The 14873-nt window shown below is 49.4% G+C and carries 15 protein-coding genes and 1 pseudogene; 5 read left to right on the forward strand and 11 right to left on the reverse strand.

Annotated elements, in window-relative coordinates; all coding sequences use genetic code 11:
* Window positions 1–20: 20 nt before the first annotated feature.
* The gene (locus BGX12_RS15935; RefSeq protein WP_255416870.1) at window positions 21–149 is read right to left on the reverse strand and encodes a hypothetical protein; all 129 of its coding nucleotides are present in this window, start codon (window positions 147–149) and stop codon (window positions 21–23) included.
* Between the two features lie 405 nt (window positions 150–554).
* Between BGX12_RS15935 and pgi the strand changes: the two genes are divergently transcribed.
* Window positions 555–2216: a glucose-6-phosphate isomerase gene (pgi, locus tag BGX12_RS07280; protein ID WP_109735424.1), complete on the forward strand. Its 1662-nt coding sequence runs from the start codon at window positions 555–557 to the stop codon at window positions 2214–2216.
* Window positions 2217–2348: 132 nt separating this feature from the next.
* Here the strand turns inward: pgi and BGX12_RS07285 are convergent, their stop codons facing one another.
* From BGX12_RS07285 to BGX12_RS07305, 6 genes are all read right to left on the reverse strand, one after another.
* A complete protein-coding gene (locus BGX12_RS07285; RefSeq protein WP_158278191.1) occupies window positions 2349–3506 on the reverse strand; it encodes a hypothetical protein in 1158 nt (385 codons plus the stop codon).
* Between the two features lie 72 nt (window positions 3507–3578).
* Complete coding sequence (locus BGX12_RS07290) at window positions 3579–4016, reverse strand: SUMF1/EgtB/PvdO family nonheme iron enzyme (RefSeq protein WP_109735426.1); 438 nt, start codon at window positions 4014–4016, stop codon at window positions 3579–3581.
* Window positions 4017–4082: 66 nt separating this feature from the next.
* Window positions 4083–4268 carry a hypothetical protein gene (locus BGX12_RS07295; protein WP_109735427.1) on the reverse strand — a complete coding sequence of 62 codons (186 nt, stop codon included), beginning with the start codon at window positions 4266–4268 and terminating at the stop codon, window positions 4083–4085.
* Window positions 4256–4408 carry a hypothetical protein gene (locus tag BGX12_RS15500; protein WP_158278192.1) on the reverse strand — a complete coding sequence of 51 codons (153 nt, stop codon included), beginning with the start codon at window positions 4406–4408 and terminating at the stop codon, window positions 4256–4258. The genes BGX12_RS07295 and BGX12_RS15500 overlap by 13 nt, the downstream gene beginning before the upstream one ends.
* A 157-nt stretch (window positions 4409–4565) precedes the next feature.
* Window positions 4566–4967 (reverse strand): hypothetical protein, encoded by a 402-nt coding sequence (locus tag BGX12_RS07300; protein ID WP_146196284.1) that lies wholly within the window; start codon window positions 4965–4967, stop codon window positions 4566–4568.
* A 104-nt stretch (window positions 4968–5071) separates the two neighbouring features.
* Window positions 5072–5473: a hypothetical protein gene (locus tag BGX12_RS07305; RefSeq protein WP_146196285.1), complete on the reverse strand. Its 402-nt coding sequence runs from the start codon at window positions 5471–5473 to the stop codon at window positions 5072–5074.
* Between the two features lie 132 nt (window positions 5474–5605).
* Here BGX12_RS07305 and BGX12_RS16095 point away from each other — a divergent pair.
* From BGX12_RS16095 to BGX12_RS07315, 3 genes and pseudogenes are all read left to right on the forward strand, one after another.
* Window positions 5606–5953 (forward strand): annotated as a pseudogene (locus BGX12_RS16095) (Gfo/Idh/MocA family protein); the annotation flags it as partial.
* 687 nt (window positions 5954–6640) lie between these two features.
* Window positions 6641–7561, forward strand: coding sequence for a TolB family protein (locus BGX12_RS16100; RefSeq protein WP_370245558.1), 921 nt, complete (start codon window positions 6641–6643; stop codon window positions 7559–7561).
* Between the two features lie 68 nt (window positions 7562–7629).
* Window positions 7630–8082, forward strand: coding sequence for a hypothetical protein (locus BGX12_RS07315; RefSeq protein WP_146196286.1), 453 nt, complete (start codon window positions 7630–7632; stop codon window positions 8080–8082).
* Window positions 8083–8107: 25 nt separating this feature from the next.
* Here the strand turns inward: BGX12_RS07315 and dacB are convergent, their stop codons facing one another.
* The 3 genes from dacB to aroA are packed head-to-tail and all read right to left on the reverse strand — an operon-like array spanning window position 8108 to window position 13235.
* Window positions 8108–10300, reverse strand: coding sequence for a D-alanyl-D-alanine carboxypeptidase/D-alanyl-D-alanine-endopeptidase (dacB, locus tag BGX12_RS07320; protein WP_109735432.1), 2193 nt, complete (start codon window positions 10298–10300; stop codon window positions 8108–8110).
* A gap of 6 nt (window positions 10301–10306) precedes the next feature.
* A complete protein-coding gene (locus BGX12_RS07325) occupies window positions 10307–11893 on the reverse strand; it encodes an extracellular solute-binding protein (protein WP_109735433.1) in 1587 nt (528 codons plus the stop codon).
* A 22-nt stretch (window positions 11894–11915) separates the two neighbouring features.
* Window positions 11916–13235 (reverse strand): 3-phosphoshikimate 1-carboxyvinyltransferase, encoded by a 1320-nt coding sequence (gene aroA / locus BGX12_RS07330; RefSeq protein ID WP_109735434.1) that lies wholly within the window; start codon window positions 13233–13235, stop codon window positions 11916–11918.
* Between the two features lie 78 nt (window positions 13236–13313).
* On the opposite strand from aroA, the gene BGX12_RS07335 reads away from it, so the two are divergent.
* The gene (locus BGX12_RS07335; RefSeq protein ID WP_109735435.1) at window positions 13314–14075 is read left to right on the forward strand and encodes an acyl-[acyl-carrier-protein] thioesterase; all 762 of its coding nucleotides are present in this window, start codon (window positions 13314–13316) and stop codon (window positions 14073–14075) included.
* On the opposite strand, the gene BGX12_RS07340 is transcribed toward BGX12_RS07335, so the two are convergent.
* Window positions 14072–14854: a ComEC/Rec2 family competence protein gene (locus BGX12_RS07340; protein WP_233246300.1), complete on the reverse strand. Its 783-nt coding sequence runs from the start codon at window positions 14852–14854 to the stop codon at window positions 14072–14074. The two genes, BGX12_RS07335 and BGX12_RS07340, sit on opposite strands and share 4 nt — an antisense overlap.
* Window positions 14855–14873 lie beyond the last annotated feature (19 nt).

Here is a 14873-nt window from a genome sequence, read left to right on the forward strand (position 1 = left end):
AAATTCGTGCGTAAAACGGATTAAACGAGATTTGCGATGAGCAGTGCTGCGCTGGATGCGACCAGCAGCAAACCGCTGAGGATGGCTTCCACCTTGGGACCGTACTGCTTAGAGATCGTACTGGTCTGAGCTTTGTAACGCTGTTCCATAATTTTACCTTTTCCTTTTCACCAAACAAGTTTCATAGGTTCCCTAATCCCTATGTTCTTAAAGTACCTAATCCACTGTGAAAAAAAGCACAATGTGACGTAGGTTTCATGGACACATTGTCCACACCTATTTGTACCTGGAATATTCAGCAATGCCTTATTCGTAGCGGGTTTATTCGTCCTGGATTTATTCCAGGATGCACTATTCGGCTTCGTTTTATTCGCCCTTATTTTATTCGCCGATGTTTTATTCTTTTCAGCTTTATTCCATTCCGGAATAGAGTATTTGCGTCAAAAAAGCCAAAAATATACCCGCTCGGTCCATTTTTCGCAGACTGCAACCACATTGAATTTTTCTAAATTTTCCCTCGTATTTAAACACCCGCTTAGCGGAAAGGATAAACAATGTCTAAACTGACTGATTCTATGGAATGGAAGGCTCTCGAAGCCCACTCCGAAGTCGCCAAGACCTGGCACATGAAGGAACTCTTCGCCAAGGACCCCAGCCGTGCTGCAAAGTTCAGCGCTGAAGCCTGCGGCCTCTTCCTGGACTACTCCAAGAACATCATTACCGACGAAACCATGGCCAAGCTCCAGGACCTCCTGAAGGCAGCCAACTTCGAAGACATTCGCGCCAAGTACTTCGGCGGCGAAAAGATTAACACCACCGAAAAGCGCGCCGTGCTCCACACCGCTCTGCGTTACAAGGGTACCGAATCCATCTGCGTCGATGGCAAGGACGTGATGCCGGAAGTTCGTGCAGTTCTCAAGCACATGGAAGACTTCACCAAGCTGGTTCGTTCCGGTTCCTGGAAGGGCCACACCGGCAAGTCCATCAAGTATGTGGTGAACATCGGTATCGGCGGTTCCGACCTGGGTCCTGTGATGGTTACCGAAGCCCTCAAGCCCTATGCTGAAAAGCCGGCTGCAGGCGAAACTTCTCCGGAAGTGTTCTTCGTTTCCAACATCGATGGCACCCACATGGCAGAAACCCTGAAGAAGGTTAACCTGGAAGAAACCCTCTTCATCGTCGCTTCCAAGACTTTCACCACTCTGGAAACCATGACCAACGCACAGACCGCCAAGGAAGCTGTGCTGAAGGCTTTCAATGGTGACGAAAAGTCCATCGCCAAGCACTTCGTTGCTCTTTCCACCAACACTGAAGCAGTTTCCGCTTTCGGTATCGACCCGGCTAACATGTTCGAATTCTGGAACTGGGTTGGCGGCCGCTACTCTCTGTGGTCTGCAATCGGTCTGTCCATCTCCCTGCGCATCGGCTTCGATAACTACATGAAGCTCCACCAGGGTGCTTACGAAATGGATCAGCACTTCAAGACTGCTCCTGCCGACAAGAACCTGCCGGTTATCCTCGCCCTCATCGGTGTCTGGTACAACAACTTCTTCGGTGCATCCAGCTACGCTATGCTCCCCTACGACCAGTACCTCCATCGCCTGGCTGCCTACTTCCAGCAGGCTGACATGGAATCCAACGGCAAGTTCGTTGACCGCGACTGCAAGCGCGTGAACTACCAGACCGGTCCTATCCTCTGGGGCGAACCGGGTACCAACGGCCAGCATGCCTTCTACCAGCTGATCCACCAGGGCACCAAGATGATTCCTTGCGACTTCATCGCTCCGGCAAACAGCCACAACCCTGTTGGCGATCACCACCAGAAGCTGCTCTCCAACTTCTTCGCTCAGCCCGAAGCTCTCATGAACGGCAAGACCCTGGACCAGGCTGCAGAAGAGCTCCGCAAGGCTGGCAAGTCTGAAGAAGAAATCGCTTTCCTCGCTCCTCACAAGGTGTTCGAAGGCAACAAGCCCACCAACTCCATCATGATGGACTACGTTTCTCCGGAACGTCTGGGCGCTCTCATCGCCATGTACGAACACAAGATCTTCACTCAGGGCGTAATCTGGAACATCAACAGCTACGACCAGTGGGGTGTTGAACTCGGTAAGCAGCTCGCCATGAAGATCCTCCCGGAACTGAAGGCTGACGCAGAACTCAAGCACGACTCTTCCACCAACCAGCTCATCAACTGGTTCAAGAGCCACCAGGCTTAAGAGGTGTGAGGGCGCTCATGCCTCACGGCATTCGCTTTGAGGTGTGAGGTCAGTCGCTTCGCTCCCTTTGAAAACAACCCGTCCGGTTTTTATGCCGGGCGGGTGTTTCTTTTATTCAAACGAATTAGAAGACTAGTGCGGAATTAAGGTCAAGTTCTTTTGGACGATACTCCGCTGAACCCAGGAAACTCGGTTTTTGGAATCAACGGTAATATCAGGAAACATCACGTTATATTGCTCCATACATTCCTGTTCATACGCTGCGGTACTGCGATTTGCCTTTTGCAAAATACGGTTATTATCCACTAGTCCCGAACAAATATCCGTATCCTCAATGCCATCCTCTAAAACAGAATGATCATAAATATTCGAAAAATCAAACTCCGTTAAGGACGTATGCATTAACCCAAAGAAATGCCCCAACTCATGCAATGCAGTCCAAGAGACGAAAGCAGAAGATCGTAACACGCCCGACCGTTTTCGTACCGCAACAACCATTACATTCTTTTCTGTATCTTCACCATATCTTGGCGAATACCCCGAAAAGCCTGATTCTATTTGATCCACAAGGACAATATCCAGAGCTTTAGAAACTCGTTCACCAGACCATCTGGCTAAACCAGAAAAATCTTCACTAAACGAAGCGATATAAGGTTCATCGCTGGCGATTCTATTTTCAAACAGGGGGTGCATTGCAGCGTAGGAAACATACAAAGAATCCACACAAATCTCGTAATGTTTTTGAACGTCCCTTTTTATAACGTTCATGAGACTATCTGCAGAAACACTGTCGCTAGTTCCAGCATACTCACCAACAATGACGAGATTCAAAGAAATGCACTCCGATCCCGAACCAGTTCCTTCTAAACGCACCTGGGAAACAGACTTTCCATATGGCGAATCATCAGCATTTACCAAGCTTAAAGCAGCGGTTCCAACAGTATCAGATTTACATGTAAATTCATAAGTCAACAAACTATCAATTATTTTTCCATCATAGATTCCATCGCAAACGGAATGATGGATAGATAATTTCGGCAATTCAAACGATTCGTCTATAACTGCAGTAAGTTTATATTCTCCTAAGGGGCTCAAATAAGTGCCAACAAAATTATAGGCAATATTATAATCCACAGAATCTCGGACTTCCCCCGCATTCGGGAATAGAACAATTTTCGACTCTATATTTTTTTGATCTACTATTTTTCCCTCAGTACCTTTATCCCCGCAGGCACCTAAAGTAAAGAAACATACGAGCATCAATACAATATTGAAATACTTTTTTTTCATTGCAAATGACAATAATATCACAAAGTACAATATAACGAAAAAAACGAACTTACGTTCGTTTTTTTGTGGCGGTTATTTGATTTTCCTCACCAGTCGAAGTCCTTGATACCCCCCAAAGCCGCCATTAGAATTATCCATGTGAGCCCCAAAATTCAGCGATTGCAGAGAGTCATACAAAAAGCCACCCTTACACGATGTGATTTCATTACCAAAAATGCTCTTTCCGGGAAGCATCACATGCTCGCAAACAAGGCCTGTCATATCATAAAGCCCATAATCATTCGGTTTTTTCATGCCAACCGGCTTCGATTCTTGCTGATATACTCCATACTTTTTAGAAATAGCAATTCCTTCACCAAACCAAGCATATTGAGAAGCAACGTCTTTACTTTCACTATTTCCCCAAACATATTTTCGTCCAATCTTCCCAGCTTTAGCTAAAGCCATCCATTCATCATAAAAAGGCAAACGATAACCATTGGCGTCCTCGCGAAAGCGAGAATCTAGCATCAAAAAAGGCCGTAGGGAACACCTGCGGTCTTTTTCGTTTATTTAAACGTTATTGGAATTCAACACTTAAGGCTGGTACTTCTCCCGCTTTTCGCGAAGGGACAGAATGATAGATTGAACTTCTGGAGAAATTTTATTCAAATCCTCTAACAGTTCTTCCTGCGACATGCCCTTTATTTTTTCGTAATGAGCTTCTCGGATTTTATGAATATCTTCTACAGTAAAGTCTTTCGAGATGTCTACTTTTTCCATAAACGATACTCCTCGTCTTCCTGATGTTCAATAAGAACCGTTGGCAGCACAATTGCCAACATAGATAAATCCTGATGCAGGTAGCTGATTACAGAAGTGTCAAGATAGACCTTCAACTTTTTCTGATTGTCATTAGACATAGTATCTCCTTAAAAAGAAAAAACACTTGATTTTTTCAAGTGTTCAGGAGACGAATTCTAACGCTCGGGATGTAATATAGAAAGCACCCTATTTTTGTAAAGGGTGCTTAGGTAAATGGTTTGTAATTTATGACTTTGCTTTTACAGCGTTGCCGTTCTACTTCAGCAGAATCTTGAGGAGGGATTCTGCTGTTTCGTTCTCGACAAAACGGATAGCGGTTACGGGCCTGTATTCAAAGGACATGTATTTCGTAAGCTGCAAAGCCGCGAACTTGTGGTCCTTAGAATAGCAGTAGGAAAGATCGTACATTCCATTTTCTACGGAAGGCAGAGGTTCCATCTTCGCAACCGTTTCGCAGATTGAATCATCGGGCAATTCCAACAATTCCTTGATTTTATCACCATTGTCTGGATCCAGTTCCAAATCGCCACCATCAATTTTCGACTTTGTCGGATTATAAAAGATTGTTTCCCTGAGACCAAAGAATGTTTTCTTGACGGTAATGTTGGATTGGTTGTGAAGGGAGTCATCCATCTCCCTGTCATTTGTAAGACTCATTTTTCTTTCTCTTGTTTATAAAATTTGTGAAAGCCGCGCGCACGCCAAAACAAGCGCAAGTTCTTTGCGCGGCATAATTGCAATCTTTATGGGAGAAAGAAGGATTAACAGAGAATCCGTTCTAGAGTATAGACGTAATATTCCTTCGGGTGGCTAAATGTAAGTGCTGTCGGAAACTCCGATCGCAGAACTATACGGCCCTCAGTATTTCGAAGGGTATTGAAATCATGCCATCCAGCTATTCCGCGATAGGCACTGCGACCGCCGAGACCATCAAGGAATACACTCCGCAGAACCCGAGAAGAAATATTCTGTGCAGGAGCGCGAGATTCCACATACGCCGTTACAGGAAGAGCATCGCCATAACGCAACAAATGGTCGCCCTGCAATTCCTGTGCTTGACGGGAATCGACATCACTAGCATAGGCGCCAATATTCATTCCAGCAAACAGAGCGAAAATCACGCTTGCCAGAATCATCACTGCATTTTGCTTAAGCCATTTCATAGTCTAATCAAAAGTGAAAACTACAAATTAATCAACTCTAAAACAAGGGTAACGGGTACGCTAGTAAACAAGATTGTCCAAAATATTTCAGGCGTCAATCGTTCTGAGATTTATATTTAAGTCATGAAGAACATGAAATTGGGAATTCTCGGGTGTGGCTATATCGCCGGCAAGATGGCGGAAGCCGTCAAGGTATTGGAATGCAAGGGTATGGGCGTGGAACTGCACGCTGTTGCCGCTCGCGATTTTGAGAAAGCGGACGCATTCGCCAAGCAGTATGGCGCAGTCAAGGCTTACGGAAGCTATCAGGAACTGGCCGCCGACGCGGATGTGGATTTGATTTATATCGCCACTCCTCATTCCCATCATCATGAACATTCCAAGCTTTGCATTGCCGCCGGCAAGAACATCCTGGTGGAAAAGGCATTCTGCGGAAACGTGAAGCAGGCAACGGAAGTGATTGCCATGGCCCATGACAAGGGCGTGTTTTTGTGCGAAGCCATGTGGACCCGTTTCCTGCCCGCAGTTAACGTTGTTCGCAATTGGATTAAAGCTGGTCGCATTGGCGAAGTACAAAGCATTGAAGCAGACTTCTCCCAGCCCCTCACTCATGTGGAACGTTTGATGAATCCTGCCTTGGCTGGTGGCGCCCTGCTGGATTTGGGAATTTACAGTCTGACTTTTGCAGACTTGTTCCTGAATGATGAGGGTTGCCAGGGTAACGACGGCATTGTGGGCGTGAACTGCGCAAACTACGGCGCACCTATTGCCAGTCTGGACGCACGCTGCATCAAGACGGAAACCGGCGTAGATGCCACCGACTGGATCAATATCACCTACAAGAATGGCAAGAAGGCTTATCTCAAGGCCTCCATCGCCAATCCCTGGCATAACGAAGGTGTTATCTACGGAACCAAGGGCTACATCCGGGTGGTGAACCTGAACGACATGGAAGAGCTGCAAGTTTATGACGCCGCGGGCCAGCTGGTGGAAAGCGTGAAGCCGGAACGCGTTTGCAACTTCTACGAGTATGAGGTATTGGCCTGCCGCGACGCAATGGCCAAGGGCGCCAAGGAATGTGCCGAGATGACCCATTACAAGACCATGGAAATGATGGAACTGATGGACAATCTCCGCGACCGTTTTGGCGTAAGCTATCCCTTCGAGATTGCGTCGGGCGTTACTTGGGACCGTAGCGGCAATAAGTCTATCCTGCAGGTCTTTGATATTGAAACCGGCAAGATTACAACGCTGAAAAAGTTTGACTGCGTCATGGAAGCTCCCAACTGGAGCGCCGACGGAAAGTACATCACCTACAATTCCAACGGTCGCATCTACAAGATGGACCTAGTCCGCGATGCCGCTGGTGAACTTGCCGCAGGCGAAACTACGGAAGTGCCCAGCTACTATGTGGACAACTGTAACAATGACCACGTCCTGGATCCCGATGGAAGCGGTTTGTACGTCAGTCACCACACGAAGGAAGATGGCCAGTCCCGCATCTACAAGATTTTCTTTGACGGTCGCGAACCTGTGCTGGTGACGCCCCTGGCCCCCAGCTACCTCCACGGAATCACTCCCGACGGAAAGCACCTGGCCTACTGCGCCGAACGTAACGGGGAATACGACATCTACACCATTCCCACCGCCGGCGGAAACGAAAAACAGCTTACAACTGCCCGCGGGTTGAACGATGGCCCGGAATACGATTGCAAGGGCGAATACATCTGGTTCAACTCCGTACGCACCGGCCGTATGCAGGCTTGGCGCATGAAAGCCGACGGTTCTGAACAGACCCAGATGACCTTCGACAAGCATTGGAATACCTGGTTCCCCCACATTTCCCCGGACCTTAAGAAAGTGGTCATGGTGGCCTATACGGAAGTGGACGTGAAGCCCGGCGAACACGTTCCCAACAAGAATGTGGAACTGCGATTGATGACTGCCGATGAACCTAACGGCGGCAAGGACAATACCTGGACTAAGCCAAAGACCATCCTGAAGTTGTTTGGCGGTCAGGGCACGGTCAACGTGAATTCCTGGGCTCCTGACAGCAGGCAGTTTGCGTTCGTGATTTACGAGAAGTAAGGTTACAAGACAGCCGATGCTGACATTCGTCAGCATGACATCGCAGGAAAAAAATGTACCTTTATGGTATGTTGCAGGACGTTGCCGGACAAATCAAGAAACTATCTCCCCTAATGGATGAAACTTCCGAAATCTTTCGGGAGCTTTCCCTCTACTTTGGAGGTCCTGCAAAGATCCAAGTCCACCAGGGGGACCTGGCAAAGTTTCTCGGTCACAAGCGTCTCTATCGGGTCATCCGACTAAAGGGCGAATCCTACAAGGATTGCGTCTACCAGCTGGTAGATGACCATCCCGAATCTCTGGATGCCTTGGGCATGCTCCGCTACTATCGTGCTCCCGCCGGAAAAATCAAGTGGGAAGAAATCGAGAAAGCAGAAACCGCCATGGGCAACGAATTGACCGTCAATGCCTACGGCTGGATGCCGGACGCATGGACTGTATTTGAAAAAAACGCCCCCGATGAAGAGGACGTTCAATCTCACGAGCTCATCGCCATTTTGGCTTTTGATTTCGGCGACTAAATCGATCGTTTCGTTCCGATAGATTTTACTTCTGGATGAATTCAAACAGGGAAATACCAGGAAGTTTTCCCTTGCTAGATTTTAGATAATCCACCATATTCATTTCCACCACTCTCTTCTTTAAGGAAGAGGCATGACGGACTCTGGGAAGTTCGCCCGGAATGCAGATTACAAATCCCGTATGGTAGGCATCAATCTTTGAACTCTTGGAAATGAAAGCGACGCCCAACACAAGGAGCGGTCCTTCGTAAGGCTTGCTCATAAGTTCCATCGCCTTGTCATACGGCAAGTAGCGGATACTTACCTGGGGGTCTTCTGCGGGGGCACCATTGACCAGATACTTCAGGTTCTTGGCCTTGAAGAAAGCGTTCTTGGGCATGGTACGCACAATTGTGGTATCGCCCGGAACTTCAATCATGCGGGCAAAATCACCTGCGCCAACCCAGTCCGCAATCAGGTAATGCTTGCGATAGCTATAATCAATTTGTCCATCAAAGTAACGGATCTTCTGATGGGTATCGAAAATGGATTCTGCACTTGGGGCAAGAGCCATGGCCAAAGCATGTTCCACATAGGTCACGCAATCTACGGAATCCATATACACCAGAGGCTTTGAATCAATATCACCCAAATAGCCTTCACCCATGGGGCCAAGCAGATAAGGACGACCAACCAGCTTACTGGAGAAGAAATCCAGACGGGCGGACAAGTCGCCAATAGGGCGAGCTTCCTGCCACATGGATTTCATTTCCATCAGGGAGCCGTAATTGTCATTAGTCTGAGAAATGAGACGCATCCACAGAGTGTCCAAAACATCCTTGCTGATTGCATCCGGATTCTTATTCGTCTCATTCAAGTACATGGCAACGGTCAAGGTGTCCCCATCCAGAGTCTGGATATAACCGGCAAGGCCGTGCACTTCGCCAATAAAGCCCGTCTTAAACTGAGTGAGCCAAGGATACTTCAGTTCCTTCATGCGGGTGCTTCCGGAACCTACGCCAGGGCTTGCGAAACTACGGATGTAATATTCACCCTTGGGGTGCCTTGCCATGAAAGCCAACAGCTTAGTTTCGGAGGTCGGCTTCAGACGATTTCTAAAGGAAAGGCCGCTACCGTCGTACACTTCAAAATCGTCGCCACTAATGCCCGCCTCTGCAAGAAGTTTCTGTTCCAGCTGTTTACCGCTTTCCACGCTACCTTCGTTCAGGAGCTCCGCCCCCATATTGCGAAGGAGTGTTTCTGCATGATAGTTCTGGCTCTTCTGATTGATTTCATCCAGGAAACTCAACAGCGGGGCTGCAGAGAACAAGAACCTCTTCTGCATTTTTTCAGAGCCGCCTGCCGTTTCCTCAGCAGCAATCTCTTCAGGAACATAAACAATTCCGCGATCGTTCAAGGCTTTCTTGAATGCGGCATCGAAGTAAAGGACAGGGTTACGAATAGGGAACGCGACCTGCGCGGAATCACCTTCGATATCGAAATCGCCACTGACCGTAACGATGTTTCGTTCCGGATCCAGGGCATACTCCCACTTCAGCCTCTTACGACGTTTCTTAGGCTTCTGGGCGGTCTTCAGCAGGTTGCGGATTTCGGTATAGCCCACATCCGGTTCAATAGTCACGATTGCCGGATCGCCTACTTTCTTACCGGGCTTAATCTTCAGCAACCCGCAGTTGTCATTGAAATTCAGGGGTGCAATTTCTGCACCATACCAGGCGTCAAAAAAGTTCTTACGCCAGTTATCCGGATTGGACTTCCAGGGGCCTTTATAGTAGGAGGAATCCAATTCAATGTTTCCACGGATTGTATCAACACCCAGTGCCTTGATGGAATCCACCATGGCGTAAAGCATGTGGAAAGGATTGGCATAGAAACGACCGGAGAAGTTCGGATCCCCCTGGCCGCGAACGTTCACAACCCCATTAAAGACACGACCTTCCTTCCTGCCGTCCAGCGTAATGAAAGTCTTGGGTTCATAATCCAAGGGCAGGAAATGAATTGCAGCCGCAGTGGTCAAGGTCTTTAAGGTACTTGCAGGAGTGAACTTTTCATTGCCTCGAATGTTGACCAGTTCTTCTCCCGTCTTTACGGAACGAACAGAAAGACCGAATCGGGAATTCGGAACCATGGAATCCACAATCGCCTGGAAATCAGAAACATTCAGCTTTGCAAAGCAAAGCGCGGCAAGCAACCCAATCCAAAAAGCAACTTTTTTCATAACACCTTATTTTTTCTTGCGATTCATGATTCTGCGAATTTTCTTGAGACGATGTCCCCAGCGCCAAAACATCAATAGAGCAGCCACGCCAATAAAGCAGCGAATGACAAAGGCTTCGTTGTCCCTGGTATGTGACACAGGGGATACTTCAAGATTCAAATTTGCAGGCGGGACTTCTGCAGGAATAGCTGACAGATATTTTTCAACATCTGCTTGGGAAATTCCCTGCGCGGATTCCACTTTCAACACTTCGTTCATCTTTCGATCTGCAGCAATCAGCAGCTTCGCAATCTCGCTATTACGCCTGGACACATTTGCCGTACGTTCATTCACCTTGGCCACATCGCCGGCGAGATTATTCAGGATGTTTTCGATAACGCCCCACTCCGCAATGTTCGGAAATGTTTTGCCGCGGTCCAGATTGTTTATCAGCTGGGCGTAACGAATATCCTTGAACCAGATACGGATCAAACCCTGATCTGCGGGCAAGAAGCCTATCTTGCGAGAATAGGCATCCAGGTTATCCGCACGGAGGAGGTACACCAGAAGTTTTTCCGCCTGGGCACGACGGACTGCATCCCCCTTTCCGGAAATGGCCAGATGACTGCCGCCTACATAAGCAGCCTTGCCTGCAGGGCCTCCCGGGAAAGGAATCACCATGATGCCGTCTTCGGAAATAGGCATAGTGCGAAGTCCACCTTCCGACGGGAAAAATTCCAGGAGACGAATCAGCTCGGCAGTTCCGTACACCACCAGCTGTTCGGACATGACAAAACGGTCTGAACTTTGGGAAGAGTTGTCCCGCAGGCTATAAGGTCCAATGATCTTGTCCCCCATAAGGGAGGCGTATACAGCGAAACCCTTCAGGAAATTAGAATCCAGCAGGGCGCTGCGAGTTCCTTCACTATCGCGGGAAATGAAATCACCCCCATAACTCCAGACGAAAGGAGCCATCTGTTGCGCACCGGTCCAGTCCCCATGAGAGGGTAAGGAAAAAGGCGCCACCTTCTTTCCCGCTGCATTTTTCAGATCGCTCTTTCCAATGGCACGCAATGTCCCTATAAAGTTCGCCAAAGAATCCACATGGGATTCATTCACCTTCAGTTCACGCCAAAGACGTTCATTCACGAAAAGTCCACGAACGTCCATGAACCAGGGAACCGCATAGTAGTTGGAATCCCCTTCAATACGGGCGTTTCTCAGCCCCACATCCAGGAAGCGGCTAAAGTCAATTTTATCGGACAGAGCGTTTAATGGATGGATTCCCCCGACAGACGCAAAGTAAGTAATCCAGGTCGAACCTAACTGCAGCACATCGGGAGCATTTACCGTGTCTGTTGTATCCAGCAGCGCTTCCTTGATTTTTTCAAAAGCGTCCCCCCAGTCCAGAACCAGAATGCGTACGGGAGTTCCCATTTCCTTCTGGAAGCCACGGACAATTGTTTTCAGGCTCCCTTGCGCTCCAACACCATTGTTGATGGTCCAGACCACCAGGGTATCCTTTGGGCGTTCAACAAAACGCTCCGGTCCACCAAAGGATAGGCCGGTACATGCCAAAAGCACAAAAAGAAGAACAGAAAGAATCCTTGCCACTAAAACACCAACCCCAAACCAACTACTTTGAAAGTTTCAGAAAATCTTCGAAGTACTTGGGATAAGTCTTGTTGACGCAAGCCGGATCCAGGATGGTAATGGGCACGCCACCCAAGGCCACCAGACTAAAGCACATGGCCATGCGATGGTCATTGTAGGTTGCAATGGATGCGTTTTCCACCGGCTTTGCAGGAGGGGTGATTTCGATGAAGTCATCACCGGCAATTACTTCTGCGCCTACCTTACGGAGTTCCGTAGCGATAGCGGTAATGCGGTCCGTTTCCTTCACCTTCCAGCTGGCAATGCCACTAATGCGGGTCTTGCCCTTGGCAAAAAGAGCCAGGGGAGCAACCGTCATGGCTGCGTCAGGAATATCGTTCAGGTTCATATCCACCCCCTTAAGGGGCGCACCGACGCACTCCACCCAATCCGGGCCCATGGTCACCTTAGCGCCCATGGCTTCCAGAACCTTGGTAAAGGCAATATCGCCCTGACGGCAGTCAGAACCTACCCCCAGAACACGGACCTTGCCGCCTGTAATGGCAGCGGCAGCCAGCGGGTAGCTAGCGGAACTTGCATCGCTTTCCACCATGTAGTCACCAGGACTCTGATAAACGCCCTTCGGCACGTAAAAATCCGTGAGGCCTTCTCTGCGGACTTCAATTCCGAAATGCTTCATCACATCCAGAGTAAGGAGGATGTAGGGAACGGAAATCAAGGTACCTTCCACATGGATATGCATTTCGCTTTCTGCGTAGGGAGCACAAATCAGAAGTGCAGTCAGGTACTGGCTGGAAATATTTCCGCGAACGCTAACAGTGCCGCCCTTCAGGCCATGAGCCTTGATGCAAACCGGCGGATAGCCTTCGTTTTCCTTGTAGCTGACGTCGGCCCCCAAGGTCTTGAGAGCATCCACCAGGTCACGGATAGGACGTTCCTTCATGCGGTCTTCGCCAGTCAGGTTAAATTCACCTTCACCCAGAGTAAGTGCTGCGCAAAGGGAACGCATGGCAGTACCCGCATTACCCAGGTAAAGGTCAGCCACTTCATCCCCATCCACATTTTCGGGAGCCTTCAGCGGGCCACCATTGCCCACCACCACAGCTTCCGTAAAGTCCTCGGACATCTGGATTTTCACACCCAGTTCCTTAAGGGCTTCCCCCATATAGCGGGTATCGTCACTGCGCAGCAAATTGTGCAGTTTGGTCACCCCCTTAGCCAGGGCGGAAATCAAAAAGACGCGGTTGGTAATGCTCTTGGAACCCGGAACGCGGATTTCGCCATTATAGGAACTGAGAGCAGGCAACTGAATAGATGCAGGACGTGTATTTGTGCTAACCATAAACCGAAAAAATATATAGTTTCAATGAACAAGCCAAAGATAGAAATTCATGCGTCCGTTATTTTTCGAGAGGTCTAGATGAACAACAAAATCACAGAGTTAAAGTTTACCGTACGCTTTTCCGACTGCGATGAATACAGCCGTCTTAAGCTCTCTCGACTGTTCCAGTTTACCGAAGAAACTGCAATTGCCGATGCGGAACGCAACGGCTATGGCCTCTGGAAAATGATGAAGATAGGCTATGGCTGCGCCGTGACCCGCATGAAACTGCGATTCAATCACGTTCCTGTCATTGGCGAAGAACTGACCATCAGTACCTGGGCTAAAGAGAACTATAAGGACAAAGTAATATACAAGGATTACAGCATCCTGGACGCCATGGGCAATTCCCTTGCCGAGGGAACTTCTTCCTGGCTATTGGTAGACATGAAGAACATGCAGGCAGTGCCTCCCTCCGAAAGTCCTTACCCCATTCCCCTGCAAAACAAGCAAGCCTTCCCCGAAAAGCTGGACATTCTCCCCATCGGGCTTTTCCCGAAGGTGGTAGACCAGGTGCAGGCCCGCAATAGCGACCTGGACATCAACCATCACGTAAACCATTGCCGTTACGTGGACTGGGTCACAGACTGCCTAAGCAGGGAGGAGTGTAAGGAACGCGGCATCCGTTCCCTGCAGTTGAACTACATCCACCAGGTGCCCCCTGGCGAAAAGGTCAGCATCGTACGTTTCAGGGACTCCAAGCACCATGTGGTCTTCTTCGGGATGAACGCCGAGGAAATGAAGAAAAATCCCTTCAAGGCCCGCTGCCACTTCCAGGCCCGCGTAGGCTTCGGGGATTAGTCCTTCAGAATTCCCACACCAGGGATCACCTGGTAGGAAACGCTCCCCTCCAGATCCGTACGCGAGATCAGCTCACTGCGGGAAGAATCCACAGGCACTCCTATGACGTACTGCAGTTTCCGCAGTACGTTTTCTGTTGGGTGGCCGTACCCGTTATGGGCCCCCACGCTAATGACCGCCTGACGCGGCGCCACCCGGGAGAGGAACCTGAGGGTGCTGCTCCCCGCGGAACCGTGGTGTCCCACCTGCAACAGTCCCGACGTAAGATCCGGCGAAAGCTCCATCAGGCGGCGCTCCCCCGCGGAATCCAGGTCGCCTGTCAGGAGAAAGGAGACGTCCGGATTGTCTGATCCTGCGGAATTCGAACGACCCAATACACTCCCGTCGTAACCGCCTGCGGAACGACCCTGCAGTACAAGACTTGCCCCGTTGTCACCTACCTTCGTGAACGTTGCCGGCCAGAGAACCTTTAAGGTCATGGTCCCGAGGGATAGTTCGTCCCCACGGTAGAGGGTATCCACCGGAATTTTCAGGCGAAAAGCCACCCGAAGGATACTGTCCCTGACGAAACCGCCGGACGTATCCGGCCCCACATAGAGCCTGCGGATAAAAGGGGACGCACCCTCCCCACCGGCGGATCCATCCCCCAGGTTCATTTCAAATACGGAACCTCCGTGATCCCGATGATTATGGCTCAGGACCGCCCATTCCAGCGTATCTACACCCCGCGCCCGCAAGGAATCCCACACCCCCGCAGAATCGGGCCCCAGATCGTACATGGCAAACCGCCCCTCCTGT

This window comes from Fibrobacter sp. UWR4 (assembly GCF_003149045.1).
Taxonomy (GTDB): domain Bacteria; phylum Fibrobacterota; class Fibrobacteria; order Fibrobacterales; family Fibrobacteraceae; genus Fibrobacter.